Below are 3892 nucleotides of genomic sequence, written 5' to 3' on the forward strand. Positions count from 1 at the left end.
GGGGACGAGATCGTCACCACGATCATGGAGCACCACTCCAATATCGTGCCCTGGCATTTTCACCGCGAGCGCAAGGGCGCCGTCATCAAGTGGGTCGACGTCCTCGACGACGGCAGTTTTAGCCTTGACGCCTTCGAGGCTGCGCTGACCGACAAGACGCGTATCGTCGCCGTTACGCATATGTCGAACGTGCTCGGCACTGTGACGCCGATCAAGCAAATCATTGAAATCGCTCACGCTCGCGGCATTCCGGTGCTGGTCGACGGTTCGCAAGGCGCCGTCCACACCAAGGTCGACGTCAGGGATCTCGACGCCGATTTCTACATCATGACCGGCCACAAGCTCTACGGCCCGACCGGCATCGGCGTGCTCTACGGCAAGTACGACCTGCTCGCTGAAATGCGGCCCTACCAGGGCGGCGGCGAAATGATCGAGACTGTTACGCTCGACACCGTCACCTACAACGAGCCGCCGCACCGCTTCGAGGCCGGCACACCGCCTATCGTCCAAGCCATCGGCCTCGGCGCCGCGCTTACCTATATGGAAACGCTCGGCCGCGACGAGATCGCGGAGCATGAGCACGAAGTCGCCGCTTATGCTCACGAACAGCTCAGCCGCATCAATTCGCTGCGCCTGATCGGCACGGCGCCGGGCAAGGGCGGCATTTTCTCCTTCGAGATCGCGGGCGCCCATGCCCACGACGTCGCTACCATTCTCGACCGCTACGGTATTGCAGTCCGTGCCGGTACCCATTGCGCGCAGCCATTGCTGAAGCGATTTGGCGTCACCTCTACCTGCCGGGCTTCCCTCGCCCTATATAACGGCAAGGACGATGTGGACGCGCTCGTCGATGGCATTGAGCGCGCCCGTAAATTTTTCGCCTGAGAGACAGATGATGAGCGAAGACACCACACCGGCAGCCGACGAACAGATCGATGTCCGCATCCAGCCGACCATGCCGGAAAGCCTGGGCGACGGGGAAGTTGAGCGGATCACTTCCGATCTGATCGGTGCGCTGAAGACCGTCTATGATCCGGAAATTCCGGTCGATATCTATGAGCTCGGCCTGATCTACAAGGTTGACCTCGACGACGACCGCAACCTGACCATCGACATGACGCTGACCGCGCCGGGCTGCCCGGTTGCCGGCGAAATGCCCGCCTGGGTCGAAAACGCCGCCCGCGGCGTCGAAGGCATTCAGGACGTCAAGGTCAACATGGTGTTCGATCCCCCGTGGGATGCCAGCCGCATGAGCGAAGAAGCGCAAGTTGCGTTGAACTGGTGGTAATTCCACGCGTTTAGTTCTATATATCGCAATGTACCGATAGAGGCGGACCACCCATGGCCTTCAAGATCATGTCGCTGTCCGATGCGGCAGCCGAGCGCATCAAGGAAATCATGGAAGATTCCGACAAGCCGGTCATCGGCCTGCGCGTTGGGATCAAGAATGCCGGCTGCGCCGGCGTCGCCTATACGATGGACTATGTCAGCGAGCCGCTGAAGGGTGACGACCATGTCACCGATCGCGGCGTCGATGTCTGGGTCGACCCCAAGGCCACCATGTACCTGCTTGGCACCGTCATGGACTTTGAAGAAACCAAGATGTCCTCGGGCTTCACCTTCAAGAATCCGAACCAGACCGGCGCCTGCGGCTGCGGCGAAAGCGTTACGCTCAAGGCCGCCGACCTCAAGGCAATCTCCGAAGCGCGCGCCGCAGCGGTTTGATCGCGCGGCGATGCCGCAACGGTGATTGCGTCCGGGGGCGCTTTGTCCTAACACCACGGCATCATGCCGAAAACGCTCCCTCCTGCCTACACCATCGTCCCTCCTGGTCGTCCTCTCTCGGGTCGCGTTTCGCCCCCGGGCAGCAAGTCCATCACCAACCGTGCGCTGCTGCTCGCAGCGCTTGCCAAGGGCACGAGCCGGCTGACCGGCGCCCTCAAGAGCAAGGACACGGTGCTGATGGCGCAGGCTCTGCGCCAAATGGGCGTTACGGTCGAAGAGCCTGATGCGACGAGCTTTCTGGTCACCAGCAGCGGCAAGCTGACGGCGCCGGAGGCACCGCTGGTGCTCGGCAATGCGGGCACCGCCACACGCTTTCTCACCGCCGCTGTCGCCACCATTGAAGGCACCGTGGTTGTGGATGGCGACGAGGACATGCGCCTGCGTCCGATCAAGTCGCTGGTCGATGCGCTGCGCTCGCTCGGCATCGATGCCGAGGCGCCCACCGGTTGCCCGCCCGTTACCATTCACGGCACCGGCCGCTTCGGCAAGGGCAGGGTGGAGATCGACGCTTCGCTCTCCAGCCAATACGTTTCTGCACTGCTGATGGCCGCGCCCTTCGGCGACGGACCTATTGAAGTTGCGCTCGCCGGCAAGGATATCGGCGCCCGTGGCTATGTCGACCTGACGCTGGCCGCCATGCGTGCTTTCGGCGCCGAGGTAGAAGAAACCACGCCCGGCACCTGGCTGGTCCAGCCGACCGGCTACGCCGCGACTGATTTCCACATCGAACCCGACGCGTCCGCCGCCACCTATCTCTGGGGCATCGAGGCGCTGACGGGCGGCAAGATCGATCTCGGCGTTGCCGCCGATGCGTTCACCCAGCCAGACGCTGCCGCGCAGGCCGTGATCGCACAATTCCCGAACATGCCTGCCGTCATCGATGGTTCGCAGATGCAGGATGCGGTCCCGACCATGGCCGTGGTCGCCGCCTTCAACAATCAGCCCGTGCGTTTCGTCGGCATCGCCAACCTGCGCGTCAAGGAAACCGACCGCATTCGCGCCGTCGCCAATGAGCTGAACCGCATCCGCCCGGGTCTAGCAAGGGAAGAGGGCGACGACCTGCTGGTCGCCTCGGATCCGGCGCTGCTCGATGCTGCGCAGCGCGACGTGACCTCGCGTATCGAGACCTATCACGATCACCGCATCGCCATGAGCTTTGCCCTGGCCGCGCTCCGCGTGGGCGGCGTGACGATCCTCGATCCCGCCTGCTCAGGCAAAACCTATCCGGACTATTGGGATATGCTGGCTTCGCTCGGCGTGGAATTGATCCCCGCCAGCTAAGACGAAAGTGCCGCTGGCGAAGCCTCAGGCGACGTCGGCGCGCGGCTCGTTCGGATCAGGCAGGCTCTCTTCCGTGAGCACGCGGTTGCGGCCGCCATGCTTTGCCGCATAGAGGCAACGGTCGGCGCGTTCGATCAGCGAGCCGGCCGTGTCGGACATGCGGAACGACGCAATGCCGAAAGACGCCGTGATGCGGCCGAGCTTCTCGTTGGTCGAACGTTTCAGCAGTTCCTTGCCGTGAATGGCCTGGCGCACGTTCTCGGCAACGATGGTCGCGCCTTTGAGATCGGTATTGGGCAGGATCGCCACAAACTCTTCGCCGCCATAGCGCGCGGCAAGGTCACGGCCCTTGATATTGGACTTGATCGTCATGGCCACGAGCCGCAACACCTGATCACCCGTCTGGTGTCCATAAGTATCGTTAAAGCTCTTGAAGTGGTCGATATCCATCAGGATAAGGCAGAGCGGATTGCCCGTCTGCCGCGCCTCGTCAATGGCCGAGCGCAGGCCTTCATCAAAGCTCTTGCGGTTGGCAATCTTGGTCAGCGGGTCGAGCAGAGACTCGCGCCGGACATCGTCGAGATCGCGCTGCAGCGCCGCTATATCCTCGCGCGATGCCTCGAGCTTCTGCTCGAGCACACGGTTGGTATCCTGCATACGCCGCGTTTCGGCGAGGAGCCGCGTTGCCAGCGCGTGCAGTGTCTCGGGGTCGATTTCGCGCTCCAAGTCGCCCTGGGCCGACTGCAGCGATCCGGAATAGGCATTGGCCGTCGTCATCGCCTGGTCGATCGCCGAATGCACCGCCTCGATGCGCACCTGCATGCGC

Annotated in this window: 5 protein-coding genes; 4 read left to right on the forward strand and 1 reads right to left on the reverse strand. The window is 62.9% G+C overall.

The genetic code is table 11. The features are described from left to right. The 4 genes from J0I64_RS02945 to aroA form a co-directional block, all read left to right on the forward strand. On the forward strand, nt 1-885 hold an 885-nt coding region (locus J0I64_RS02945; protein WP_291406131.1), incomplete at its 5' end, for a cysteine desulfurase. A 70-nt stretch (nt 886-955) separates the two neighbouring features. Further along, nucleotides 956-1288 (forward strand): SUF system Fe-S cluster assembly protein, encoded by a 333-nt coding sequence (locus tag J0I64_RS02950; protein WP_291406135.1) that lies wholly within the window; start codon nt 956-958, stop codon nt 1286-1288. Nucleotides 1289-1341: 53 nt separating this feature from the next. After that, the gene (locus J0I64_RS02955; RefSeq protein WP_291406132.1) at nt 1342-1725 is read left to right on the forward strand and encodes an iron-sulfur cluster assembly accessory protein; all 384 of its coding nucleotides are present in this window, start codon (nt 1342-1344) and stop codon (nt 1723-1725) included. A 63-nt stretch (nt 1726-1788) separates the two neighbouring features. Next, nucleotides 1789-3066: a 3-phosphoshikimate 1-carboxyvinyltransferase gene (gene aroA, locus J0I64_RS02960; RefSeq protein ID WP_291406133.1), complete on the forward strand. Its 1278-nt coding sequence runs from the start codon at nt 1789-1791 to the stop codon at nt 3064-3066. A 24-nt stretch (nt 3067-3090) separates the two neighbouring features. On the opposite strand, the gene J0I64_RS02965 is transcribed toward aroA, so the two are convergent. Then, nucleotides 3091-3892 (reverse strand): GGDEF domain-containing protein (locus tag J0I64_RS02965; protein WP_291406134.1); only part of this gene is annotated, 802 nt, incomplete at its 5' end.

It is taken from the genome of Devosia sp., from assembly GCF_017307565.1.
Taxonomy (GTDB): Bacteria; Pseudomonadota; Alphaproteobacteria; order Rhizobiales; family Devosiaceae; genus Devosia.

Coding starts and splice junctions, on each gene's coding strand:
- J0I64_RS02955 (WP_291406132.1), top strand. CDS start 1,342: ATGGCCTTCAAGATCATGTCGCTGTCCGATGCGGCAGCCGAGCGCATC.
- J0I64_RS02950 (WP_291406135.1), top strand. CDS start 956: ATGCCGGAAAGCCTGGGCGACGGGGAAGTTGAGCGGATCACTTCCGAT.
- aroA (WP_291406133.1), top strand. CDS start 1,789: ATGCCGAAAACGCTCCCTCCTGCCTACACCATCGTCCCTCCTGGTCGT.